Source organism: Olsenella intestinalis (genome assembly GCF_023276655.1).
In the GTDB taxonomy this organism is placed as follows: domain Bacteria; phylum Actinomycetota; class Coriobacteriia; order Coriobacteriales; family Atopobiaceae; genus Olsenella_J; species Olsenella_J intestinalis.
Genome location: NZ_JALGRK010000002.1, coordinates 430247 through 454335, shown reverse-complemented (window position 1 = coordinate 454335; position 24089 = coordinate 430247). Strand labels below are relative to the sequence as shown.

Annotated in this window: 19 protein-coding genes; 8 read left to right on the top strand and 11 right to left on the bottom strand. The window is 66.1% G+C overall.

Going from position 1 to position 24089, the window contains the following annotated elements:
• Window positions 1-5 precede the first annotated feature (5 nt).
• The gene (locus tag M5D76_RS06750) at window positions 6-1040 is read left to right on the top strand and encodes a glycosyltransferase family 2 protein (RefSeq protein WP_248922624.1); all 1035 of its coding nucleotides are present in this window, start codon (window positions 6-8) and stop codon (window positions 1038-1040) included.
• Window positions 1041-1371: 331 nt separating this feature from the next.
• Window positions 1372-3414 (top strand): MBG domain-containing protein, encoded by a 2043-nt coding sequence (locus M5D76_RS06745; protein ID WP_248922623.1) that lies wholly within the window; start codon window positions 1372-1374, stop codon window positions 3412-3414.
• A gap of 88 nt (window positions 3415-3502) precedes the next feature.
• Here the strand turns inward: M5D76_RS06745 and M5D76_RS06740 are convergent, their stop codons facing one another.
• From M5D76_RS06740 to rlmD, 4 genes are read right to left on the bottom strand one after another with little or no spacing between them, the layout of a single operon-like run.
• Window positions 3503-4477, bottom strand: coding sequence for a P1 family peptidase (locus M5D76_RS06740; protein ID WP_248922622.1), 975 nt, complete (start codon window positions 4475-4477; stop codon window positions 3503-3505).
• Window positions 4474-5100, bottom strand: coding sequence for a Maf family protein (locus M5D76_RS06735; RefSeq protein WP_248922621.1), 627 nt, complete (start codon window positions 5098-5100; stop codon window positions 4474-4476). Before M5D76_RS06735 ends, M5D76_RS06740 begins: the two co-directional genes overlap by 4 nt.
• A 49-nt stretch (window positions 5101-5149) precedes the next feature.
• On the bottom strand, window positions 5150-5956 hold the full coding sequence (locus M5D76_RS06730; protein WP_248922620.1) for a M15 family metallopeptidase: 807 nt from the start codon (window positions 5954-5956) through the stop codon (window positions 5150-5152).
• Between the two features lie 50 nt (window positions 5957-6006).
• Window positions 6007-7320 carry a 23S rRNA (uracil(1939)-C(5))-methyltransferase RlmD gene (gene rlmD / locus M5D76_RS06725; protein ID WP_248922619.1) on the bottom strand — a complete coding sequence of 438 codons (1314 nt, stop codon included), beginning with the start codon at window positions 7318-7320 and terminating at the stop codon, window positions 6007-6009.
• 564 nt (window positions 7321-7884) lie between these two features.
• On the opposite strand from rlmD, the gene arcA reads away from it, so the two are divergent.
• The 5 genes from arcA to M5D76_RS06700 all read left to right on the top strand — a co-directional run bounded on the left by arcA (window position 7885) and on the right by M5D76_RS06700 (window position 15135).
• Complete coding sequence (arcA, locus tag M5D76_RS06720) at window positions 7885-9126, top strand: arginine deiminase (RefSeq protein ID WP_248922618.1); 1242 nt, start codon at window positions 7885-7887, stop codon at window positions 9124-9126.
• 103 nt (window positions 9127-9229) lie between these two features.
• On the top strand, window positions 9230-10225 hold the full coding sequence (argF, locus tag M5D76_RS06715) for an ornithine carbamoyltransferase (RefSeq protein ID WP_248922617.1): 996 nt from the start codon (window positions 9230-9232) through the stop codon (window positions 10223-10225).
• A 185-nt stretch (window positions 10226-10410) separates the two neighbouring features.
• Window positions 10411-11853 (top strand): basic amino acid/polyamine antiporter, encoded by a 1443-nt coding sequence (locus M5D76_RS06710; protein ID WP_248922616.1) that lies wholly within the window; start codon window positions 10411-10413, stop codon window positions 11851-11853.
• 92 nt (window positions 11854-11945) lie between these two features.
• A complete protein-coding gene (locus M5D76_RS06705) occupies window positions 11946-13067 on the top strand; it encodes an aminotransferase (protein WP_248922615.1) in 1122 nt (373 codons plus the stop codon).
• 493 nt (window positions 13068-13560) lie between these two features.
• Window positions 13561-15135 carry a YfcC family protein gene (locus M5D76_RS06700; protein WP_248922614.1) on the top strand — a complete coding sequence of 525 codons (1575 nt, stop codon included), beginning with the start codon at window positions 13561-13563 and terminating at the stop codon, window positions 15133-15135.
• A 223-nt stretch (window positions 15136-15358) separates the two neighbouring features.
• Here the strand turns inward: M5D76_RS06700 and trpS are convergent, their stop codons facing one another.
• Together trpS and M5D76_RS06690 are read right to left on the bottom strand one after the other, a co-directional pair.
• Entirely contained in the window at window positions 15359-16411 is a 1053-nt protein-coding gene (trpS, locus tag M5D76_RS06695; protein WP_248922613.1) for a tryptophan--tRNA ligase, read from the bottom strand.
• A 66-nt stretch (window positions 16412-16477) separates the two neighbouring features.
• Window positions 16478-17203 carry a M48 family metallopeptidase gene (locus tag M5D76_RS06690; protein WP_248922612.1) on the bottom strand — a complete coding sequence of 242 codons (726 nt, stop codon included), beginning with the start codon at window positions 17201-17203 and terminating at the stop codon, window positions 16478-16480.
• Window positions 17204-17320: 117 nt separating this feature from the next.
• Here M5D76_RS06690 and M5D76_RS06685 point away from each other — a divergent pair, with 117 nt between their 5' ends.
• Window positions 17321-17920: a 5-formyltetrahydrofolate cyclo-ligase gene (locus tag M5D76_RS06685; protein ID WP_248922611.1), complete on the top strand. Its 600-nt coding sequence runs from the start codon at window positions 17321-17323 to the stop codon at window positions 17918-17920.
• Window positions 17921-18015: 95 nt separating this feature from the next.
• Here M5D76_RS06685 and aroQ read toward each other — a convergent pair whose 3' ends face one another.
• The 5 genes from aroQ to aroA form a co-directional block, all read right to left on the bottom strand.
• Window positions 18016-18981, bottom strand: coding sequence for a type II 3-dehydroquinate dehydratase (aroQ, locus tag M5D76_RS06680; protein WP_248922610.1), 966 nt, complete (start codon window positions 18979-18981; stop codon window positions 18016-18018).
• 150 nt (window positions 18982-19131) lie between these two features.
• Window positions 19132-20430: a shikimate kinase gene (locus M5D76_RS06675; RefSeq protein WP_248922609.1), complete on the bottom strand. Its 1299-nt coding sequence runs from the start codon at window positions 20428-20430 to the stop codon at window positions 19132-19134.
• Complete coding sequence (locus tag M5D76_RS06670) at window positions 20431-21576, bottom strand: bifunctional chorismate mutase/prephenate dehydratase (protein ID WP_248922608.1); 1146 nt, start codon at window positions 21574-21576, stop codon at window positions 20431-20433.
• 1 nt (window position 21577) lies between these two features.
• Window positions 21578-22723 (bottom strand): chorismate synthase, encoded by a 1146-nt coding sequence (gene aroC / locus M5D76_RS06665; RefSeq protein WP_248922607.1) that lies wholly within the window; start codon window positions 22721-22723, stop codon window positions 21578-21580.
• Window position 22724: 1 nt separating this feature from the next.
• Window positions 22725-24086 carry a 3-phosphoshikimate 1-carboxyvinyltransferase gene (aroA, locus tag M5D76_RS06660; RefSeq protein ID WP_248922606.1) on the bottom strand — a complete coding sequence of 454 codons (1362 nt, stop codon included), beginning with the start codon at window positions 24084-24086 and terminating at the stop codon, window positions 22725-22727.
• Between the last annotated feature and the right edge of the window lie 3 nt (window positions 24087-24089).

Sequence of the window (24089 nt, the reverse complement as noted above, 5' to 3'; positions counted from 1 at the left end):
TATCCATGCAGAAGACCCTCACGTTCGGCATTCCCTGCTACAACTCCTCCGAGTACATGGACCACTGCATCGAGTCCATCCTCGAGGGCAGCGACTATGCCGAGGACGTCCAGATCGTCGTCGTCGATGACGGCTCGACCAAGGACGACACCTTCGAGAAGGCCAAGTCCTGGCAGGAGCGCTATCCCCAGATCGTGAAGGCCGTCCACCAGGAGAACGGCGGCCACGGCATGGCCGTCCTCAAGGCGCTCGAGAACGCCGACGGCACCTACTTCAAGGTCGTCGACTCCGACGACTGGGTGGACGGCGACGCCCTCAAGGAGCTTCTCTCCAAGCTGCGCCGCTTCATCTCCTTCGAGACCCGCGTCGACCTCGTCATCACCAACTACGTCTACGAGCACGTCGAGGACAACAAGCAGACCACGGTGGACTACGGCTTCGCCATCCCCAAGGGCAAGATCATCACCTGGGACAAGATGGGCCACTTCAACCTCTGGCAGAACCTGCTCATGCACGCGCTGTGCTACCGTACGGACGTCCTGCGCGCCGGCGGCGTCCCCATGCCCGCGCACACCTTCTACGTGGACAACATCTACGCCTACGTGCCCCTGCCGCGCTGCAAGACCCTCTACTACCTCGACGTCGACCTCTACCGCTACTTCATCGGCCGAGGCGACCAGTCCGTCAACGAGGACGTCATGGTCAGCCGCATCGACCAGCAGCTGCGCGTAACGCGCATCATGATGCGCGCCTACCACCTCTACGACGACGTGGAGAGCTCGCGCCTGCGCAGCTACATGGTGGGCTACTTCACGCTCATGATGGCCGTGTGCTCCATCTTCTCCAAGCTCTCCGACAAGGAGGACGCGATGGACAACCTCGACGCCCTCTGGAGCGAGCTGCGCCAGTTCGACGCGCGCATGTACCGTCGCGCGCGCAAGGGCATCGTGGGTCTTGCCACCAACCTGCCCGGCGCCTACGGCACCAAGGCGACCCTGTTCTTCTACCACGTCGCGCAGAAGCTCGTTAAGTTCAACTAGAACACTCGTCTTCTGTTGCGCTTTCGCTCGTGATGCAGCGAATCGAATGCGGCCGGACCGACGTCTGTCGGTCCGGCCGCTCTTCACTTCTTGGGGCGCCCTGCGCGGTCGGATTCGCAGGTGGCGTGAGCGTACGCTTGCGTCGCCGACGCATAATGAGGCGCCGTCTACGGTGAGCAGCGGGTCGGAGTCCCTTTTCAGGACCCATGTTTGGTTAAGATTTATTTTTGACGTGACCGGCCGTCCAGGTGCAGCCACCTCCCTTGGAGACGTGTCCGAGGCGGGGGCCGAGTGCGCGAGAGCCGAAGCATTGGTCGGAGGGGATGCCCCGATGAAGCATGTAACGCATGGGAAGACGCTTGCGGGAAAGGCGTTCAACGTTGCGCTTGCGGTGGCGCTGGCAATTGGGCTGACGCCTCCGGTCCGCGCGTTCGGCAGCGATGGCGTGACGGCGGCGGAGCCCGCCGCAGGGGAGCAGGCGACCACACGGGACGCGTCTCCCTCCGATGAGGCGCAGACGGTGTCGGAGCCTACTGCCACTGGTGCTCTCTCCGCAACAGAGACCGAGGCCGTACGGGACGAGAGTTCTGAGGTGTCTGCGACTGATGACGTGGAGGGCGAGCAGACGGACATGGGAGGCCCCTACACCGCAAGGGCAACCGGCGTCGACAACCTCAATTATGCGCTTCCGTCCGAAGTTTCGACGCCCTTCACGATCGGCAGGGCCAGGCTGACGGTCAAGGCGAATGACAAGGCCATCACTTACGGCGAAGAGCCGGCCAGCGACGGGGTCACTTACAGTGGCTTTGCGGCTGGCGACGATGAGAGCACCCTCGGCGGCACCCTGGCCTTCTCCTACGACTACGAGCAGTATGGCGACGTGGGGAGCTATGCCATCACGCCCTCGGGCTTGACCAGTGACAACTACGACATCGTGTTCGAGACCGGCACCCTTACGGTAAGTCCGAAGCGGGTCAGCGTTCAGTGGGGAGAGGTCGTGCGCTTCACGTACAACGGGCAGCCGCAGGCCCCGACGGCAACGGTCAACTCTGACGACCTGGTGAACGGCGACGTCTGCGAGGTGACGATATCTGGCGCGGAGAAGGACATTGGTGGCTACCACGCGACGGCGTCAGGGCTTACGAACAAGAACTACGCGCTTTGGGGAACGCAGGAGAGGGACTTCTCCATCGGCCAGAGGGAGGTCGGTCTGAGCTGGGCCGACACGGAGCTTCCCTACACCGGCTCCCCGCAGAAGCCGACCGCGACGGCCACCGGGCTGGTGGAAGGCGACGTCTGCGAGGTCACGGTCACGGGCGAGCAGACGGAGGTGGGCGGCCCCTACACCGCCACGGCGTCCCGCCTGTCGAACCTCAACTACAGGCTCCCGTCCGCCGTGACGCAGGACTTCAGGATCGTTCCCGCTGACAAGGGCGGGCTGGATGAGGCAATCAAGAAGGCCGAGGAGATGCTCAATCCCACCGGCGGGGATGACCCGGCCGGCATGGACGACCCCGACGTCAGCAGAGCGGTGGGCAAGCTGAGGGCGGCAGTTGACAAGGCGAAGGAGACGTCGAGCAAGGACAACCCTACCAAGGGCGAGGTCGACGAGGCCGAGGCGGCCGTGATGGAGGCCCAGGCCGAGCTTGAGAGGGCAGTCGACGACAAGGTGAGGGCCGACGAGGTGACGGGTGAGATGAACGATCTGCCCGCACCTGACAAGGTCACGGCAGACGACAGGGACGCCATCGAGGCTGCGCGCGCGGCCTACGACGCGCTGACCGACGTTCAGAAGGCAAAGGTGAGCCCCGACGCGCTGAAGAGGCTTGAGGCCGCCGAGGCTGCGGTGAAGGATGCCAAGATCGTCTACACGGTCGTGAGGGGCGAGGGCGGCTCCTGGACGAAGGGCGGCTCAGATGGGCTTGAGTTCGCCTTCAAGCGCAACGTGAACGACGAGAGGACCATCGACACGTTCTCCGGCCTGAGGGTCGATGGCGTCGAGGTCCCCAAGGACGGCTACACGGCCGTCGCGGGGTCTGTGGTGATCACCCTCTCGCCCGCCTACCTCGAGACGCTCTCGGCCGGTGACCACGAGCTGACGGCGACGTTCGTCGACGGCGACGATGTGGCAGTGGGCTTCAATGTCCTGGAGGCGCCATCCTCTGGCGAGGCGGGTGTGGACGGCGGCACGGGCACCGATGACGGCTCGGCCGGCGCGTCCGCGAAGGCTGCCCCGAGCAAGGCGGCGACCCCCAAGACTGGCGACGTCACGCCGCTTGCGTTGCCCTTGTCTTGCGCCGCGCTTGGCCTTGTCTCGCTGGTCGCGTCACGTAGGCGGGAGCGCGGGTCCGTTCGCGACAAGCGCAATCGCTAGGGGGCATGCAAGCCGTTTCGAGCGCGGACAAGCACTAATGCCGAGAAGAGCCGGGGGCTAGGCCGCGGCTCTTCTCGGTGTCGTGTGTTTAGGCTAGGTCGCAGGCCGCCTTGAGGCCGTAGGCGCCCTTCGCGCTGCGGGCGGCGTCGGCGATCGCCTGCTCGAGGGCGACCGTGGCCGTGGCGCCCACCACGTCGACGGGCATGTCCACCTCGCCGGTCGCCATGACGAAGACGGTGTCGCCGTCGTTGGTGGTGTGGGTGGGCCAGATGGCGTGCGCGTAGGCGTCGGCGGCCATCTGGGCGACCTTGGTGGCGTCGGCCTTGGTGAGGCGGGCGTTGGTCACGACGCACGAGATGGTCGTGTTCGTGCGGAAGGAGAGCCTGGCGGCGCCGGCCGCGATGTTGGAGATCGCGGCGGCGGGGGAGACCACGTGCTCGCCCGCGTCGTCGGTGATGCCGGCGATCCAGGCGCCGGTCTCGGGGTCGCGGACGTTGCCGGCCGCGTTGACGGCGCTTATGGCGGCGCAGGCCAGCGGGCCCTCGTGGGCGACGGCCTGACCGAGCCCCGCCTTCATGGCGTGGTCGGGGCCGGCGAGCTTGCCCACGCTGCAGCCGCAGCCCGCACCCACGTTTCCGCTGGCGAGCGTGCTCTTCTCGTCCAGCGCGACGCGAACTGCCTCGGCGCCCTCGTTGGCCGAGGGGCGAACCTTGGGGTCGCCGACCATGAGGTCGAAGAGGCAGGCGGAGCTCACGATGGGGACGACACCGACGCCCACGTTGAGGCCGATGCCGCGGCGCTCGAGCTCCTCGGCGACGCCGCAGGAGGTGGCCAGGCCAAAGGCGCTGCCGCCCGAGAGGACGACGGCGTGCAGGACGTTGACGGTCTCCTCGGGGCGCAGCAGGTCGGTCTCGCGGGTCGCGGGCGCGCCGCCGCGCACGTCGACGCCGCCGGTGGCGCCCTTGGGGCAGACGATGACGGTGCAGCCGGAAGCGCCGTCCTCCATGGTCACGTTTGCGGCGTACACGCCCGAGATGGCCTCGGCTCCGCGGATTGTGCTCATCTGAGTCCCTCCAGTATCCGTGTGATGTTCTCGTCGCCGCCCCGTCGCTCGAGCACGCGGTCGAGCTCGCAGAGCGTGCGCGTCACGGGGAGGCCCACAACATTGTAGTAGTCGCCCTCGATGCCGGAGACGAGCAGGCGCCCCAGTCCCTGGATGCCGTAGGAGCCCGCCTTGTCTGCCGGCTCGCCCGAGCGGACGTAGGCGCCAATCTCTTCGGCCGAGAGGGTGCGGAAGCGCACGTCGGTGGTCTCGTGGAAGGAGACGCGCTCTTCTCGGCCGCCCGAGCGGACGAGCAGGCAGACGCCCGTGGAGACGTGGTGTGTGGCGCCTGAGAGCTCCTCGAGCATGGCTCGGGCCTGGTCGTCGTTTGCGGGCTTGCCGAGCGCGTGGCCGCCCTCGCGCCATACGATCGTGTCGGCGGCGAGCACGGTCTGGCCGGCGAGCTCGGCGGGAAGGTCTGCCGCGCAGGCCTCGGCCTTGGCGCACGCGAGGCGCTCGACGAGCTCCGTGGGCGACTCGCCCTCGCGCGGCGTCTCGTCGACGTCGGCGGGGCGGACGATGGGGGAGATGCCGAGGTCCTCGAGGATTTCTCGGCGCCTGGGCGATCCTGATGCGAGTATCAAGCTCTTCTCCTTACGTGGCGGGCGGTCCCGCCTGGTTGTGCGTTGTCGCCTACCTGGCGTAGGCCTGCGCGTAGGTGTCGGTCACGCTCGTGGGCAGCTCGAAGTGCTGGTAGTCCTTGCGGTCCTCCCAGTCGCCGCCCCATTCGAAGCCCTTCTCGAGAAAGAGCTGGTAGCAGAGGTCGCCCTTCTCGATCTTGTAGTCGAAGTCCTGGTCGCGGTCGAGGTAGGGCGCCCCCGTGGCGGGCTCGATCACCTCGGTCTGGCTCCCGTCCTCGGCCGTGACCACCTTGTGGTACGGGTTGTAGAGCGTGTTGATGTCGACCGCCATGCCCAGGCCGTGCTTCGAGACCTTGTTGGTGTGCGAGATGAAGCGGAAGTTGAAGCACGACGAGTTGTTGTCGCGCATCATGGTCTCGTCGTCGGCCAGGTAGTTGTCGGGCAGGACCATGCGCTCGATGGGGTAGCCGGCGTCGTAGAGCCGCTCGAAGATCTCGAGCACGTCCTGCGCGATGAGCTTGTGGCAGACCATCTCGCCCTGGTGGGTGTTGCCGGCCTTGTCCTTGTGCAGCACGGTCAGGTATCTCAGGTCCTCGCGGGGCACCACGCAGTCGTCCTTGTAGGTGCGGCCGCTGCGCATGCGCTCGAAGAGGTCGTCGGAGATCTCGCGCACCGAGAAGCCCTCGCGCGACGTTGCTGCCTGCGCGTCTTGGGTCTGGCCCTGTGCCTGCTGCGACTGTTGCTGCTGGCCCTGTTGCTCGCCCTGCTGAGTCTGCTGTTGCTGCGGCTGCTGCGCGCAGGCGCCGAGGCCCGCCGCAAGCGTGCAGGCGAGCGCAACGGAAAGTGCCGTCTTCCTCATGCTTCCTCCCGACCTCGTTGCCCTGTGGGACCCATTGTCGCGCGCCGCGGCTAGCGGCGGCGCAGGATGCAGACGTTCTCGACGTGGAAGGTCTGCGGGAAGAGGTCCACGGGCGTGACGGACGCGACCTCGAAGGTGCCGGCCTCCTCGAAGCGAGCGAGGTCGCGCGCGAGCGTGGCCGGGTCGCAGGACACGTAGGCGATGGCGCGCGCCGGCTGCTTGCTCAGCTTGGCCACGACCTCCTCGGCGAGGCCCGCGCGCGGCGGGTCGACCACGATCACGTCGGCGTCGGTGTCGGGGAACTCGCGGCCCGCGTCGCCGCCCTGGGCGTCCACGTTCTCGAGGTGCGCGCACTCGAGGTTGCGCCTGAGGTCGCGCACGGCCGGGCCGTAGGACTCGACCGCAGAGACGAAGGAGGCTCTTCTCGCCAGCGGGAGCGTGAAGGTGCCCGCGCCGCAGTAGAGGTCCATAGCCTCGTCGCCCTCGCCGGGCGCCAGCCCCTCGAGTACGAGCTCGACGAGCCTCTCCGCCGCGACGGTGTTGACCTGGAAGAACGACGGGGCGCTCACGGCCATGCGCTCGCCCGCGATCTGCTCGCCCCAGCTGCCCTTGCCCGAGAGGCGCTCGACGCCCACGATCCGGCGGGCCTTGGTCGGCCCCTTCACCATCACGCGCACGACCGAGGTGGTCTTGGCCGCGTCGCCGAGGATCTTGGCCGCCTGCGCGCGCGGGAACGGCCCCGGCTGCGTCCAGAGCGCGACCTCGACCTCGCCGGTGCGCCTGGACGCCCTGATGCCCACGCGGTCGAGCCTGATGCCGTGCGAGTTCGCGAGGTACGTGAGCGCGCCCGACACGGCCTTGGGCATCTTCTGGAACTTCTTGTCGAGAAGGGCGCAGGCTCCCACCTTCACGACGCCCGCGTCGCCGGCGCCGTGCATGCCGATGGTCACGCGCTTGGGCCCGCGCTCGAACGCGAGCTCGATCTTGTTGCGGTAGCCCCACTCGTCGGAGGGGGAGAGGAGCGTGCCCACGAGCTCGTCGGCCCGCTCGGGATCGAAGTGCCCGATGCGCCTGAGGGCGTCCACGACGCCCTCGCGCTTGGCGCGCGCCTGCGCGTCGTAGGCCATGTGCGCCCAGGGGCATCCGCCGCAGACGTCGGCGTAGGGGCAGGCAGGACGTACGCGGTCCGCGGAGGGCTCGAGCACCTCGGTCACACGCGCGCGGGAGTAGCTGCTTGCCTCGGACGTGACCTCGGCCTCGACGACGTCGCCGGGAACGCCGCCCGCCACGAACACGGTCTTTCCGGCCTCGTCGCGCGCGATCGCGTCGGCGCCGTAGGCCATTCTCTCTATCTCAAGGCGCACTATTGCTACCCACCTTCCGGAGTCCCTTGCCGCCTCGCGCGGCATTCGCTATGGGCATTATCGCCGAGGGCGTGCGTCGAGACGTCCTCCCGAGCCCGATTTCATCGCATCTCGGCTGGCGCCTGGTTTTCGAAGGTCGATATACCCCTATATGAAAGGTTCTTCGGAAAGTTGTTCCCTGTTACATAAAATCGCGATTCTATTCTCTAAACATGTATATTTCCAAACTGTGTCGAGAGCGTTCCAGTCCTCCGTTTTTCGGCTTGCCGGGAAGCCTGAACGGTATGCTTTTCTCGCCTGAGCGTTAAATTAGCGCAGGTAGAAGCCATGCCCTCAACGCGATATTCATATCTTCCTACCGTCTGTAGGCCAGATGCTACCGTTCCCCCTCCCGAGGGGCGCTGTGAAAAAAATTTCAAATTGATATTGGATATATTCGCTTTTGGCGTTATTGTTGGTACTGCAGCGGAGCCAGAGTGCCTCCGGCGCCCTCAGATCCGGCTGCAGAGTATTAGATTCGTGTGTCGGAAGAAGTCTTCTGGCACGAAAGGAGTGGGAGGAACCATGGCTAACGGGCTCTACGTCCACAGCGAAATTGGCCCCCTGAAGAAGGTCTGCCTTCATCGTCCCGGCGAGGAGCTTCTGAACCTCACCCCCGACGACCTTGAGCGCCTTCTGTTCGACGACATCCCCTTCCTGGAGGTCGCACAGGCGGAGCACGACAAGTTTGCGGAGCTCCTCCGCAACGAGGGTGTTGAGGTTCTCTACCTCGAGAAGCTCACCGCCGAGGCTCTCGACGCCGCTGGCTCCCGTGACGAGTTCACCGAGCAGTGGCTTGACGAGTCCGGCCTGCGCGGCCACAACACCCGCGCTGCCGTGAAGGAGTTCATGGACTCCATCACCGACACCCAGGCCTTCGTCGAGAAGTGCATCGCCGGCATCCGCAAGAACGAGCTCGACATTCCCCACGGCTCCGGCAGCCTCTCCGCGATCGTCGACGACCAGGACGCCGTCACCGACCTCCTGATCGACCCGATGCCCAACACCTACTTCACTCGCGACCCGTTCGCGATCGTCGGCAAGGGCGTCAACCTCAACCACATGTACTCCGTCACGCGTAACCGCGAGACCCTTCTCGGCAAGTACATCTTCCGCGATCACCCCGAGTACAAGGACGCTCCCCTCTGGTACCGTCGCGACAGCGCCTACCACACCGAGGGCGGCGACGTCCTGAACCTCAACGCCCACACCCTGGCCATTGGCATCTCCCAGCGTACGCAGGCTGCTGCCATTGACTCCCTCGCCCGCAACATGTTCTGGGGCGACAAGGGCTGCGAGATCGACACGATCTACGCCTTCAACATCCCGGCGTCCCGTGCCTTCATGCACCTCGACACCGTCTTCACGCAGATCGACGTCGACAAGTTCACCATCCACCCGGGCATCATGGGCACCCTCCAGGTCTTCAAGATCACCAAGGGCGCCGTCGACGGCGAGCTCAAGATCGAGGAGATGGTTGACACCCTCGAGAACATTCTCGCCAAGGCCCTCGGCCTCGATGCCGTCAAGCTCATCAAGTGCGGTGGCGGCGACCCCGTCGCGGCTGCTCGCGAGCAGTGGAACGATGGCTCCAACACCCTCTGCGTCGCTCCTGGCAAGATTTGCGTCTACCAGCGCAACTCCGTCACCAACGACGTCCTCTACAAGGAGGGCCTGGACCTCATCGTCGTTCCGTCCGCGGAGCTCTCCCGCGGCCGTGGTGGCCCCCGCTGCATGAGCATGCCCTTCGCTCGCGAGGACATCTAAGTCTCTCTTTGATTCACCGTCCGGGGGTGCGCAAGCACCTCCGGACTCTGAATGTTTGTACCTGGCGCCATCGGCGCAAAGAAACATCGAAAGGATCTAGAACATGGGCGTTAACCTTCGTGGTCGTCACTTCCTGAAGCTCCTCGACTTCACCCCCGAGGAGATCAACTACCTGCTCGACCTCTCCGTCGACTTCAAGAACATGAAGCGCGCCGGCATCCCTCACCGTTACCTCGAGGGCAAGAACGTCGCCCTTCTCTTCGAGAAGACCTCCACGCGCACCCGTTGCTCCTTCGAGGTCGGCGCCTACGACCTCGGCATGGGCGTCACCTACCTTGATCCCTCCGGCTCCCAGATGGGCCACAAGGAGTCCATCGCCGACACCGCTCGCGTCCTCGGCCGCATGTTCGACGGCATCGAGTACCGTGGCTTCGAGCAGGAGAAGGTCGAGGAGCTCGCTCACTACGCCGGCGTCCCCGTGTGGAACGGCCTCACCAACGAGTTCCACCCCACGCAGATGCTCGCTGACATCCTTACCTTCAAGGAGAACTTCAACAACGACATCAAGGGCCGCACCCTCACCTTCATGGGCGACGCTGGCAACAACGTCGGCAACTCCCTCATGGTCGTCTGCGCCAAGCTGGGCGTGAACTTCGTCGCTTGTGGCCCCAAGGCCAACATGCCCGAGGCTGCCCTCGTCGAGCAGTGCCGCGCCATCGCCGCGGAGAACGGCTCCACGATCAAGATCACCGAGGATGTCCACGAGGGCGTCAAGGACGCTTCCGCCATCTACACCGACATCTGGGTGTCCATGGGCGAGCCCGACGAGCTCTACAAGGAGCGCATCCCTCTGATGGAGCCCTACCGCGTCACCTCCGACGTCATGGCCCAGGCTCAGGACGACTGCATCTTCCTGCACTGCCTGCCCTCCTTCCACGACACCAAGACCACCAAGGGTGCCGAGGTTGCGAAGAAGTTCGGCATCACCGAGATGGAGGTCACGGACGAGGTCTTCGAGTCCCGCGCTTCCAAGGTTTTCGACGAGGCCGAGAACCGCATGCACACCATCAAGGCTGTCATGTACGCCACCCTCAAGTAAGAGGTTGTGCCTTTCGGGGCGCCGCATTGCGCGGCGCCCCTTTTTTATTTGCCAACTAAACAATGGTTTCTCTGTGTTTTGTCGTCGTGATTGGCCATCGGACATGCGTCTTGTGGTCGTCGGCCGTCTGACGTTTGTCCCTGTTGGGGCGTGTCCTGTTCGCACTATGCATTGGAGGTTCATCGATGTCCGACAAGAAGGGACTGGGGCTCATCGCCCTCGTCGGCATGGTTGTCAGCTCCTGCATCGGCTCGGGCGTGTTCGCCACGGCCGGTCAGCTCGCAAACGCTGCGAGCCCCGGTGGTGCTCTCGTCTCCTGGCTGATCGCTGGTCTCGGCTTCCTGTTCCTGGCTCTCGCCCTCGCCAACCTTGGCGCCAAGAGGCCTGAGATCAACGGTCTGTTCCAGTATGCGACCGAGGGCTTCGGCCCGTTCTCCGGCTTCCTCAGCGGCTGGGGCTACTGGCTCTCCGCATGGCTCGGCAACGTCGGCTTCGCCACGATGGTCGCCCAGACCCTCGCCGGCGCCATGCCCGACATCTTCAGCACCGGCGAGGCCGGCAACCCGAACGTGATGGCGATCGTGGCGGTCTCCGTCATCCTCTGGATCATCACCTTCCTCGTCATCAACGGCGTCGAGAGCGCTGCCACCCTGAACGCCGTCGTCATGGTCGTCAAGGTCGCCTCGATTCTCGTCTTCATCGGCTTCTGCATCATCTCCTTCAATGCCGGCGTCTTCACTGCCGACTTCTGGGGCACGATGGAGCGCAACGTGGTGCTTATGAACGAGGCGGGCGTAGAGCTTGGTGACCTTGGCACCCAGGTCATCAACTGCCTGCTCATCATGATGTGGATGTTCATCGGCATCGAGGGCGCCTGCGTCATGAGCGCCCGTGCCGAGCGCAAGAGCGACGTCGGCAAGGCCACGATCATCGGCCTCCTCGTCCTTCTCGTCCTCTACATCGGCGCGTCTGTGCTTCCCTACGGCGTCATGCCCTACGAGGAGCTCGTCGCCGCACCTAGCCCCGCGACCGTCACGGTCTTTGAGAAGCTCGCCCCCGGTTGGGGTGGCACCTTCCTGAGCGTCGCCATCATCGTCAGCGTCCTCGGCTCCTGGCTCTCCTTCACGATGCTGCCTGCCGAGACCTCCAGCGACATGAGCAACGAGCACCTGCTGCCCGCCAGCTGGAACAAGATGAACAAGAAGGGCGCCCCGCAGATGGCCCTCATCATCGTCGGCGTCTGCACCCAGGTGTTCTTTATCGTCTCCAGCTTTGCTGCCGATGCCTACACGTTCGCCATCAGCATGTGCACGGTCACGATCATCATCAGCTGGACCCTCGCGGCCGCCTACCAGGTGAAGATCGGCGTCCAGGACCACGACGTCCTCAACGTCGTCTTCGGCGTGATCGCCGTCGCCTTCCAGGTCGTCACCGTCATCCTCTCCGGCTGGGCCTTCATGCTCCTGGCCTGCCTCGGCTACATCCCCGGCTTCATCTTCTACGCCAAGGCGCGCAAGGAGGCCGGAAGTGGCATGTCCAAGGGCGAGGTCATCGCTGCTGTCATCGTCGCGATCCTCGGTCTCGTCAGCATCCCCATGGTTGCCACCGGCTTCATCGCCGTCTTCTAGGAGATGCCTCTCGGCCCCAGTCCGCGCTGCGGGCTGGGGCTTTTTCTGTCTAGCACTTCGTTCCTAAACTCATCGGCAATGGGGGAGTGTGCATGAGAATCAAGACGATCGGTGTCGAGGCCTTCCTCAACGACTACGAGCACGAGGCTCGTCTCGACATAGCCCAGAGCACCATCGCGAGTCTCACCATGGGCGAGATCCTCGAGCTCGACGGCCAGGGCGGCTCTACCTTCTACGATCAGCTCAACCGCGAGAAGATGAACTATGGCTGGATCGAGGGATCGGCCGAGTTCAAGCAGGAGGTCGCGAAGCTCTACAAGAGCGTCGACCCTGACAACGTGCTTCAGATGAACGGCGGCACCGGCGCCAACCTCAACGCGATCATGGCGCTCGTCGAGCCGGGAGACCACGTGGTCGCTGAGTACCCGACCTACCAGCCCCTCTACGACCTCCCCGAGGCGCTTGGCGCCGAGGTCGATCACTGGGTCATCCACGAGGAGGATGGCTGGCAGCCGCGCATCGACGAGCTCAAGAAGCTCGTCAGGCCGGACACGAAGCTCATCTGCATCAACAACGCGAGCAACCCGCTCGGCGCCGTCATCACGACGGAGGCCATGGAGGAGATCGTCGAGATCGCCCGCAGCGTGGATGCCTGGGTCCTCTGCGACGAGGTGTTCTTCCCCCTCGAGGAGCCCGAGAAGTGCACGAGCATCGTCGACCTCTACGACAAGGGCGTCTGCACCAACAGCGTGAGCAAGGACTACAGCGTGCCTGCGGCCCGTTGCGGCTGGACCGTCTCCAACAAGGAGCTTGCCGACCGCATGCGCGTGCTTCGCGACTACACCATGATCTGCAGCGGCGTCTTCAATGACGCACTGGCCACCTACGTCCTCAGGAATCGCGAGCGCGTCATCGAGCGCAACCTCAAGATCATCCGCACTAACCGCGAGATCGTGAACGAGTGGATGGCGGGGGAGAGGCGTGCGAGCTGGATTCCGCCCAAGGGCGTCAGCGTAAGCTACATGCGACTCGACATTCCCGTCGACGACGAGTCGTTCTGCCTGGACCTGCTGCGGGACACGGGCGTCCTCCTCGTTCCGGGCAGCCGCTTCGACCTCCCACGTGGTGCGCGCCTTGGCTACTGTGCCCCAGAGGCCACGCTTCGCGAGGGCCTCTCGACCCTGAGCGCCTACATGCACGAGAAGTTCGACTAGCCTCTCGTCGGCAACGGCAAGGTGAAGGGGCCTCCCTCGGGGGTCCCTCTTTTGTGGCGGTACGTCAACTTTTACGGATGCCTTCGTACAAACGTTTGCGCGAGATCACTTCGCAGTTCGTCATGCATACAGACTAGTATTTATGCACTTAGAATTTTCGGTCTCTCGGTCTGATTCATATATGTACAAACTGTGGCTTCAGCATTCATACATATTGTGATTTGAATGTCCCTGCAGGTAAATCATCCAATAGGACAGTTTGGAAATACGGCAGATGGTCGAAAATCCAGTGGGAACGGTATGTTTTAGGTGACCGGAAGTCTTTCGCGCCAAATCCCGCCCGCTCACCAACTGGCGCAAGAAACCCCTTGTTTGATTCATTCGATGCGTGTAGAGTGTATGGACGAACAGTTCGCTTTATGTTCAGTTTCAGTTTCTTGGGAGTTTCTGTACGTACGACAGATGCCTCAGAGCATCGAAAGGAGTTGCGGTCATGTCTGATACGACGACGCAGCCGAAGAAGAAGAAGAGGGAGATGCTTACCTCCTTCTCCATCATCTTCATCCTACTTGCCATCGTGGCGATCATCACGATCATCGTTGGCAACATCACCCCCGACGTCAAGGGCGCCACGCTCGGCGACTTCCTCATGGCTCCGGCCAAGGGCTTCGCTGACGCCATCGACGTCTGCCTGTTCGTCATGGTCCTCGGTGGCTTCCTCGGCATCGTGAACAAGACGGACGCCCTGTCCACCGGCATTGCCGTCCTCGTCAACAAGATGAACGGCAAGGAGATGGCCCTCATCCCCATCCTCATGGCCATCTTCGCGTTCGGCGGCACCACCTACGGCATGTGCGAGGAGACCGTCGGCTTCTACGCCCTCCTCTCCGCGACCATGATGGCTGCAGGCTATGACTCCCTCACGGGTGCCATGATCGTCCTGCTCGGCGCTGGCGTTGGTTGCCTCGGCTCCACCGTCAACCCGTTCGCCACCGGCGTTGCCTCCGCGGCCCTCACCGGTCTCGACATCGCAGTTGACCAGGCCGTCATCATCGGCCTCGGCCTCATCCTGCTTCTCGTGACCTACGCGATCGCCGTGTTCTTCGTCCTCAGCTACGCCAAGCGCGTCAAGGCCGACCCCTCTCGCACGCTCATGAGCGCCACCGAGATCGAGAACGCCGAGGCTGCCTACGCCAACGACGAGACGGGCGAGAAGAACCTCGCGCTCACCGGCAAGCAGAAGGGCGTCCTCGTCATCTTCGCTGCCGCCTTCATCGTCATGGTCATCTCCTTCATTCCCTGGGAGGACCTGGGCGTCAACGCCTTCGTGGCTGGTGCCTCCAGCCACGAGGAGGTTACCGAGGTCACTGGCGATGACATCGCCGAGAAGTACGCCGATGACGGCGTCCTCACCTTCAAGAACGAGGTCAAGGGCGAGCTCGCGACCGAGGTCGTCGACAACGCCGGCTGGTCTGCCTTCCTGACCGGCACCCCGCTCGGCAAGTGGTACTTCGCCGAGTCCACCACCTGGTTCCTCCTGCTCGCAATCATCATCGGCATCGTGGGCGGCCTCTCCGAGCACGAGATCGTCGACGAGTTCATGGCCGGCGCCGGCGACATGATGTCCGTCGTCATGATCATCGCCGTCTCCCGTGGCGTCTCCGTCCTCATGAGCTCCACCGGCCTTGCGGACTACGTCCTCAACTCTGCTGCTAGCGCGCTTTCCGGCACCTCTGGCGTCGTCTTCGCTATCGGCTCCTACCTGCTCTACTTCCTGCTGTCGTTCCTCATCCCCTCGACCTCCGGCATGGCTACCGTCTCCATGCCGATCATGGGGCCCCTGGCTGCGCAGCTCGGCTTCAACCCCGCCGTCATGGTCATGGTCTTCTCCGCCGCCTCTGGCGCCGTGAACCTGATCACCCCGACCTCCGGCGCGATCATGGGTGGCCTTGCCCTGTCCCGTGTTGAGTACAGCACGTGGTTCAAGTTCGCCCTCAAGATCGTCGCGTCCGTGGCCGTTGCCTCCATCATCGTCCTCACGATCGCGATGCTGGTCATTCCCGCGTAACAAGCCGGGACAAGAGACTGAACGAAAGGCGCCCCCAGAGATGGGGGCGCTCTTTTGTGCCGAGGCTCTCGGGCGAGGGCGTCTCGCGCGGGCGAAGATGGCTCGAGGGCAGGGCGTCGCCGGGCCAAGGGCGCCGTCGGATCGTGGCCTTGGCTCTTCTCGGCATGAGAAAAGGGCGACACCCTGAGGTGCCGCCCCGTCATTGGTTCTGGGTGCGTGTGGGCTAGTAGCTCATGCCCATGGCCTCGCGGACCTCGCCGAGGGTCTGCTCGGCGATGGCGTTGGCGCGCTTGTTGCCGTCGGCGAGGACGTCGCGGACGTAGTCGAGGTCGCCCTCGAACTCGTGGCGGCGCTCGCGGATGGGCGCGAAGTAGGAGTTGACGGCCTCGGTGACGTAGCTCTTGAGGGCCCCGCCGCCGCCGTTGCCGATCTCGTCGGCGATCTCGCGCGGGTCACGGCCGGTGCAGATGCCGGCGGTCGTGAGCAGGGCGGAGACGCCAGGGCGGTTGTCCGGGTCGAAGGTGATCATGCGCTCGGAGTCGGTCTTGGACTTCTTGATGAGCTTGGCGGTCTCCTCCTCGGTCATGGAGATGGAGATGGCGTTGCCGTAGGACTTGCTCATCTTGCGGCCGTCGAGGCCGGGGATGAGGGGGTTCGAGGTGAGAAGGCCCGAGACCTCGGGGAAGACGTTGCCGAAGCGGCTGTTGAAGCGGCGGGCGATCTTGCTCGTGACCTCGATGTGGGGCAGCTGGTCGCGGCCGACGGGCACGATGTTGCCCTTGCAGAAGAGGATGTCACAGGCCTGATGGACCGGATAGGTGAGGAGAAGGCCCGTGAGCGAGTGGCCGGAGGCCTCCATCTCCGCCTTGACCGTGGGGTTGCGCTGCAGCTCCGCCTCGCTCACGAGGGAGAGGAACGGCAGCATGAGCTGGTTGGCCGCGGGCACGGCGGAGTGGGTGAAGATCATCGTCTTGGCGGGGTCGATGCCGCAGGCCAGGTAGTCCATGACCATGTTGTAGACGTTGTCCTGGATGTGCTCGGTCGTGTCGCGGTCTGTGATGACCTGGTAGTCGGCGATGATGACGTTGGTCTTGACGCCGAGGTTCTGCAGGCGGACGCGCTCGACGAGCGTGCCGAAGTAGTGGCCGAGGTGGAGGCGTCCGGTGGGACGGTCGCCGGTCAGCATCGTGTACTTCTCGGTCTTGCCGGCGTCGATGTCGGCCTGTATCTCGTTGCTGCGCCTGAGCGCGGCCTCGTAGCTACCTTCGTTGGGCATTGTCTCTCCTTGTCGTGCGTTCACATACCTGTCTATGGTACGGCATCGGGCGGCGTCTGTGGCCGTCTATCTGCGCGGGGGCGTGGCGTTGAGGATCCTGCGCGCCTCGCGGTTCCTCGGGTAGTAGGCGTCGAGGAGGCGGTGGAAGCGCGCGTTGTGGCTGGGCTCGAGCAGGTGGCAGAGCTCGTGGACCACGACGGACTCGAGGCACTCGATGGGGTACTCGACGAGCTGGGCATTTATGGTGATCATGCGCGTCTTGGTGTTGCAGGAGCCCCAGCGGGTCTTCATGCGGCGGATGCGCCAGCCCGAGCAGTGGATGGCGCATCGATCCTGGAGGCGCTCGAAGACGTCGGGCAGGATCTGGGCGAGCTGCTGCTTGAGCCAGGCCTCCACGAGGCGACGGGCCTCGGCGTCGCGCTCGTCGGCTTCGAGGTCGGCCCTCAGGTGGATGCGGAGTTTTTCGCCCTCGCGCTCGACCGACTGCGCGCGCTTCGTGGGGGCGTCGGTGACGTGGGTGACGTGCAGCGGCGTCCCGAGCAGGCTCACGCTGCCGCCGTCTGCCCAGTGCCCAGCCTCGCGGTCGCGGATGGTCGCGACCCGAGCGAGCCGCTGCTCGACCCAGTCGCTCTTCTCGTCGGCGAAGTCCTGGATCTTTGCGAGGGGATAGCCGTAGGGGGCACTGACGGCGATCGTCGCGTCGGCGCGGACCTTGAGGTTGACGCGGCGGATGCGCTTTCTCGTGACGGGGACGCTCGTGCCCGCAATGCGTACGGTTTCTGGCTCTCTCATGCGGTTCCTGGTGTCTCAATGGTGAAGGTGAGGTTAACAAGATTCGAACTATCATATATCGAGTGCGCTCGAATACGGTAAAGTGTACGCTGTTTGTATGTAAAGAGGGGAGGGTTCGTGGCTAGTTCATACGGTGAGGACGCAAGCAAGCAGGCGCTTCGCAACGGCTACCTCTCCCTTTCCTCCAACATGTCGCCCGCGCTGCGGCGTCGCGTTGACGCCGAGGTGCGCGACCACCTGAAGGCGTGCCCGGCCTATCGGGAGGCCTCTCTGGTTCTGGCATACGTGCCGTTCCGCGACGAGGTTGCGACGCGCGGCATCATCGAGGACGCCTGGGATGCCGGCAAGACGGTCGCCCTGCCGCGCTGCGTCGGCGGCCCACGCTCCCTCGCGTTCTACTCCGTCGGGTCGCTCGACGGGCTGAGGCGTGGGTCGCGCGGCGTGCTCGAGCCCGTCTGCGGCACGGGCGTCGCGCCGGTCAACGGCGACGAGCTGGAGGAGTCGGTGTGCCTCGTGCCCGGTCTCGTGTTCGACTCCAAGGGCTACCGCGTCGGATACGGCGCCGGCTACTACGACAACTTCCTCTCGCACTATCGCGGGACCAAGATCGGGCTTGCCCGCACGATGCAGCTCAGCGGAAACCCGCTGCCGAGCGACCCGCACGACGTGCCGGTCGACGTCATCGTCAGCGACGGTGCCGTCTGGATGTGCCGCTAGCGGACGCGGCGGTTCTGCAGTTGAAAAGGCCTCGAGGGCGTGCCCCCGAGGCCTTGTTTCTTTCGTATCGCATGGTCGACTGAGTCGCGCCCAGGCTATCCCCTGAGGTGGCTGGCCATGTCCTCGATTGCCTTGCGGTAGCCGTCGATGCCCATGCCCGAGATCGTCTCGAAGCAGGCGGCCCTCACGTAGGAGACCTTGCGGAACTCCTCGCGCTCGTCGACGTTGGAGATGTGAACCTCGATTGCGGGGATCGACACCGCCTTGAGCGCGTCGAGAATCGCGACGGAGGTGTGGGTGTAGGCGCCGGGGTTGATGACGATGCCGTCGAACACCTGGTAGGCGTCCTGGATCTTGTCGACGATGTCGCCCTCGTGGTTCGACTGGAAGCAGAGGCAGTCGACGAAGCCCTCCTTGGACGCGACCTGCTTGCAGAGCTCGAGCAGCGCCGAGAAGTCCTGCTTGCCGTAGACGTCGGGCTCGCGCACGCCGAGCATGTTGATGTTGGGGCCGTTGATGACGAGCAGCCTCAGGCCGTCCTCGTCCTCGTCGTCGAGGTCGTCGGCCTCGTCCTCGAAGTCGTCCTCGCCGCCGAGCAGCATGCGCTCGAGCTCGCTCGCGTCGGACTCCGCGGCGTCGTCGTCGGCCGGGGCGGGTGCCTCGGGGGCGTCCTCGTCGTCGTCGAAGTCGTCGAGGGTGCTCGCCATGTCGGCGGCAGAGGCGACCTGGCCGCCCTGCGAGGTGATCTGCACGCTCAGGCGGGAGGGGGAGAAGCTCGTGACGGGAAGGGCCGCCTCGATGGTCGGCGGAAGCCCCGTGAGGCCGGCGAAGGACTCGAACACGTCCGCGACGACGCGGGGACCGAAGACGACCTCGAACCCGTCCGCGCCACGGGTGGTGGTGCCGAGCACGCCCTCGATGGAATTGAGAGCCTGCTTGTCGACGATGGTGGGGTTCGCGACCCTGATGCGTAGCCTCGTCATGCAGAGCGAGTTGGCCAGAACGTTGCGCTTGCCTCCGACGCTCCTGAGTACCTCCGCTGCAGCTTCGTTCACACCCATGTCTCGACGGACTCCAATTCCTTCGTGGGGCGCACGCGCGCCCATCGCAATCAAACCTTTGCAAGTATAGGGTCGCACCGTCCGACGCGTTGCGAAAACCATAGTGAAAACGGTGTGCGTAGCGTGTCGCGGGGCGAGCGTGGAAGACGCCTACGCCACGGGCCTCCCCAGCGCGGCCAGGATTTCACGTGCGTCACCCTGGGGGCTTCCCGTACATTGAATCCGCAGGTCAGCCCACTGTTGGTAGAGATGCATGCGCTGTCGCGCGAGCTCCTCGACGCCGCGGTCCTGCGAGAGCGGACGCCCCCTCTGCGAGAGCTCCTCGATGGGGCGCTCGAGCATCACGATGGTCGCGTTCTGGTGGAGAAGAGCGTAGTTCTCGGGCCTGGTGACGATGCCCCCGCCGCACGACACCACGAGCCCCGAGCGCGAGCACCAGTCGGCGCAGGCCGCGGTCTCGAGGCGGCGGAACTCCTCCTCGCCGCGCCGCTCGATGCACTCGGCGGCGCTCATGCCGTGCGCGATCTCGAAGGCGTCGTCGAGGTCGACGAACGGCCGGTTCTCGATGCGCGCGAGCTGGCGGCCCGTCGTGGTCTTGCCCACGCCGGGCATGCCGATGAGCGCGATGTTGCGGCTCTTGTGGGCGATGTCTTGGCAGATGTCGCCCACGAGATGCGAGGGCAGGCTCCTGCCCTGGAAAAGCTGGCTGGCAAAGTACGCCTGCGAGACGAGCATGCCGAGTCCCGACTGCGAGGGGATGTGGAGCCTCTCGGCCTCAAGGCAGATGCCCGTGCGCTCGGGGTTGTAGACCACGTCGACCACGCCCGCGAGCGACCCTATGCGCTCGAGGACGCCGGGCTTGAGGGGAGAGGCGGGGCAGTCGGGGTAGGTTCCCACGGGCGTGGTGTTGACCACGAGCGCGGTGTCTGCGTGGCGCTCGAGCAGGGTCTTATAGGTGTCCTCGCCGGTGCGCGAGATGACGCTCGTGCGACACCCGGCGTCTCTCAGCACGGGCACCACGGCGCGGCTCGCGCCGCCCGAGCCCAGCACGATGGCCTCGCGGCCGCCCAGCGCCTCGCGCGCGCTTGCGCCGAGCTCGCGCCGGCAGAAGTCCTCGAGCAGCCACGAGAACCCCAGCACATCGGTGTTGTCGGCGAAGATCGTGCCGTCCTTGCGCCTGACCAGCGTGTTCGCGACGCCCAGGCGGCGCACGCGCTCGGAGCGCGCGTCGGCGAGGCGCGCGGCCTCGGCCTTGTAGGGAATCGTGACGTTGAGCCCCTGCCAATCCTCGCGCCCGCGCACGAAGGGCTCGACCTCGTCGGGCTCGAGCTCGACGAGGCGGTACGGCCAGCTCCCGAGCGCCGCGTGAATCTGCGGCGACCAGCTGTGGCCGAGCTTCCTGCCCAGCAGGCCGAAGGGGGTCGCGTCTCGCTCGCCCTCCGTCGCCACCTAGACCACCTCCGCGTAGCTGCCGAGGTAGCGGAACTCGTCGCACACGTCACCGAGCGACGAGATCAGCGTGCGGAACTCGGGCGAAGCCGCCGGGCAGTCCACGTCGAAGTAGAACATGAACTCGAAGTCGCGCTCGGGGATGGGGCGGCTCTCGAGCTTGACGATGTTGATGTCGAGCTCGAAGAACTTGGCGAGGACCTTGTAGAGCGAGCCGGGCTCGTGCGGGAGCGTCAGCATGAGGCTGCTGCGCGTGGCGCCCGCGAAGATCGTGAGCTGCTTCGCGATGCAGGCGAAGCGCGTGTAGTTGTTGCCGCGGTCCTGGACGCTCTTCGCGAGCGGCACGAGGTCGTAGATGTCGGCGCAGGGCAGCGACGCGAGCGCGGCCACGTCGCTGCGTCCGCCCTCGGCGACCATCTTCGAGGCCACGGCCGTGTTCTCGCACACGTGGACCTGGACGTCGCCCATGGAGCGCAGGTACTCGCCGCACTGGTTGATGGCCTGCTCGTGGCTGTAGACGTGGCGGATGCCCTCGAGCGTGGCACCCGGCAGCGCGAGCAGGTTGTGGTCGATCTTGAGGCGGCACGTGCGCACGATGTGGAAGCTGTGGTCCATCATGAGGTCGAACACGCGCGTGACCGAGCCGGCGGTGCTGTTCTCGATCGGCACGACGCCGTACTCGCAGAGCCCCTCCTCGACGGCGCGAAAGACCGCCTCGAACGAGTCGAGGTAGCTGATCTGCGCGTGGCGGAACATGCGGTCGGTCGCGATCTGCTGGTAGGCGCCCTCGACGCCCTGGCACGCCACGAACGCCTCGCGCGGGAACGTCGCCGGCGACTCCGCGAGCGCCGCGCCGATCGCCTCGGCGACCTCGCTCGTGCGGCCCACGCGCTCGCCCTGGCGGTTGCGCGACGCCTCCATGAGCAGCTGGAACAGCACCTCCACGTAGGTGCGCATCTCGGGCGGGACCTGTCCCGCGCGCTGGGCGAGAAGAGCGCGCTCGCGGCTGCGGTCCAGCACGGGAAGCCCGCGGGCCGCCTTGTAGTCGGCAACCCGCTCCGCGCACGCCATGCGCTCGAGGAACAGCTCCACGATCTGGTTGTCGATCCGGTCTATGTCACGCCTGATCTCGTCAAGCTCGCTCATGCTACGCCTCCCGTCCGTCGTCCGCCCCACGGCCCTCCGCGGGGTTCGTGAGCCACGCGTCGAGCAGCGCCAGTGCCATCACGGCCTCGGCCACGGGCACGGCGCGCGGCGCGATGCACGGGTCGTGCCGGCCGCGGATCTCGAGCGCCTCGTCGCGCATCTCGCGCAGGTCGACGGAGCGCTGCTGCCGCGCGATGCTCGGCGTCGGCTTGACGGCGATGCGCATGAGCACGGGCTCCCCGGTCGAGATGCCGCCCAGGATGCCGCCCGCGTTGTTGGTCTCGCACGCGGCGCGCCCATCGCGCACGCGAATGGGGTCGTTGTTCTCGCTGCCGCGCAGCCGCGCCGCCTCGAAGCCGCGCCCGAACTCGACGCCCTTCACGGCCGGGATCGCGAACGCCATCCGCGCGAGCGCGTTCTCCAGCCCGTCGAACATGGGCGAGCCGATGCCGGCGGGAAGCCCGCACGCGATGCACTCGATCACGCCGCCCACCGAGTCGCCCTCGCGGCGCGCCTCGTCTATGGCCGCGAGCATGGCGTCCCTCGCGTCGTCGTCGATGACGGCGGGGCCGTCCTTGCCCTCGAGCGCCTCCATCTGTGCCGAGAGGAGCGCGCGTGACTCCTTGGAGCAGTCCAGGGCCGCGAACGCCTCGTCCGCCACGCCCGCGACCTCGAGGAGGTGCGCCCTCACGCGCACGCCACGTCGCTCGAGCTCCTGCAGGGCGATGCCGCCCGCCACGCAGAGCGGCGCCGTGAGGCGCCCGGAGAAGTGCCCGCCGCCCGACGGGTCCTGGTTGCCGTGCCACTTGGCCCAGGCCGCGAGGTCGGCGTGACCCGGGCGCGGCACGGCGCGCACGTTGTCGTAGTCGCCGGGGCGCGTGTCGGTGTTCGAGATCACGGCGCACAGCGGCGCCCCGCAGGTCTCGCCGCGGCCGTTGAGGCCGCTCAGGATGCGGGGCTGGTCGGCCTCGCGGCGGGCGGTGGCCCAGGGGCCCTGGCCGGGCGCTCTTCTCGCCATGAAGGCGCCAAGGCGCCCCATGTCGACGGGCAGGCCCGAGGGCAGGCCCTCGACCACGCAGCCGATGGCCTCGGAGTGTGACTGTCCGAACACGCTGACGCGCAGGGTGTCGCCGATGCTTGAGGGCATCCTATGCCTCGCTTTCGCTGGTAGTCGTGTCGTTCGCGGCGCCTGCGGCGTCCGGCGCCGGGCGCGCGATGCCGCCGAGGGCGCGGAAGTCGTCGAAGAACGCGGGGTAGGACTTCTGGACGCATTCGGCGCCGTGGATGGTCGTGGGGCCCGTCGCGTGGGCGCCGCAGATGGCGGCCATCATGGCGATGCGGTGGTCGTTCGCGGCGTCGACCTCGCCTCCCGCAAGGGTGCCGCGGCCGCGGATCGTGAGGCCGTCGTCCTCGACGGTGACGTCGGCGCCCATGGCCGTGAGGGCCGCGCACACGGTCTCGAGGCGGTCGGACTCCTTGAGGCGCAGGCGGGCCGCGCCGACGATCCTCGTGGTCCCCTCGCACAGCGCTGCGACGCCGGCCAGCGGCGGCACGAGGTCGGGAATGCCCGACGCCTCGATCGTGCGGCCGCGGAGGCCGTCGTGGGTGACGCTCGCTACGCCCGCGCCCGTGGAGACGCGCGCGCCGAAGGCCGCGAGGGCCGCGAGGCACGCGCGGTCGCCCTGGCCGCTCGCGAGGTCGAGCCCGCGCACGCCGACCGTGCCGCCGCACGCGCCCGAGCTCAGCCAGAAGGCCGCGTTGGACCAGTCGCCCTCGACGCTGACGGCGCCGCCGCTCGCGGGGCGTGCGCTTCCCGAGACGCGGTAGGCGAGAAGAGCATGGCCGCTCTTCTCGGTCGCTCGGACTTCGACGGTGACGCCGAAGGCCGCGAGCGCGGAGACGGTCATGTCGATGTAGGCGCGCGACTCGACGGGCTCGCTCACGAGGACCGTGACGTCGTCGCGCAGGGCGGCCGCGGCCATGAGCAGGCCGCTCACGTACTGCGAGGAGACGTCGCCGGGGAGCTCGAAGGTGCCGCCCGCGAGCGTGCCGGAGACCTCGAGGGGAAGGGTGCCTGCGGGGGAGAGGACGGCCCCATGCTCGACGAGCTGCTCGTAGAGGGGGCTGAGCGGGCGCTCGGCGAGTCGTCCGTGGCCCATGAGTCGTGCCGGGCGGCCGAGCGCGCAGACGACCGGCAGCATGAAGCGCAGGGTCGAGCCGGACTCGCCGCAGTCGAGGGTGGGCACGGTCGCGGGTGCGTCGGCGCCGCCCGCCGGTGCGCCCTGGGGGATGGGCCTCACGCGGAAGCCGGTCTTGGTGCGGGCGATGCGCGCGCCGAGGGCCTCGAGGCACGCGATGGTGGCGTCGATGTCCTTGGAGGTCGTGGCGCAGTCGATGTCGCAGGTCGCGTCCGCGAGCGCCGCCATGATCAGCAGGCGGTGCGCCGCGGACTTCGACGCGATGGCGTCGATGGTGCCCGAGAGGGGCTTGGGTTCGATGATGTAGTCCATGTC